1 protein-coding gene is annotated in these 538 nt (G+C 73.2%); it reads right to left on the bottom strand.

The genetic code is table 11. The features are described 5' to 3' along the window. Positions 1 to 37: 37 nt before the first annotated feature. Positions 38 to 538: GlxA family transcriptional regulator (locus CCN56_RS41080; RefSeq protein ID WP_143664857.1), on the bottom strand; the 501-nt coding region annotated here is incomplete at its 5' end.

Here is a 538-nt window from a genome sequence, read left to right as displayed (position 1 = left end):
ACAACTCGGAGAACACTACGGATGGGGAGGGGGCCTGTCAACCCTGGTCCGTGGGCGTACCTCTGCCCGGGTGACGGAAGGCGTGGCGGTAGTCGCGGGGGCTGGTTCCCAGGTGGGAGGCGAAGTGCTGGCGCATCGTGACCTCGCTGCCGAAGCCCGCGCGGCGGGCGACCTCGGGGAGGGGGTGGTCGGTGCGTTCGAGGAGCTTCTGGGCTGCGGCGACGCGCTGGGTGATGAGCCAGTGGAGGGGGGTCGTCCCCGTGGTGGCCTGGAAGTGGCGGGCGAAGGAGCGGGGGGACATGCCGGCGAGGGCGGCCAGGCTCGCGATGGTGTGCGGTTCGGCGAGGTGGGCCAGGGCGTGGGCGCGTACGGCGGCGAGGGCGTCGGCGTCGCGGTCGGCGCGGGGTGTGGGGTGCTCGATGAACTGGGCCTGGGTTCCCGTACGGAAGGGGGCCGTGACCATCGAGCGGGCGACGGTGGCTGCCGCCTCCGCTCCGTGGGCGGTGCGGATCAGGTGGAGGCAGAGGTCGATGCCCGC

It is taken from the genome of Streptomyces sp. NRRL B-24572, from assembly GCF_002156145.1.
GTDB classification, from domain to species: Bacteria; Actinomycetota; Actinomycetes; order Streptomycetales; family Streptomycetaceae; genus Streptomyces; species Streptomyces vietnamensis.
The sequence above is the reverse complement of the archived record's forward strand: the minus strand, read 5'-3'. Positions and strand labels throughout refer to the sequence as shown.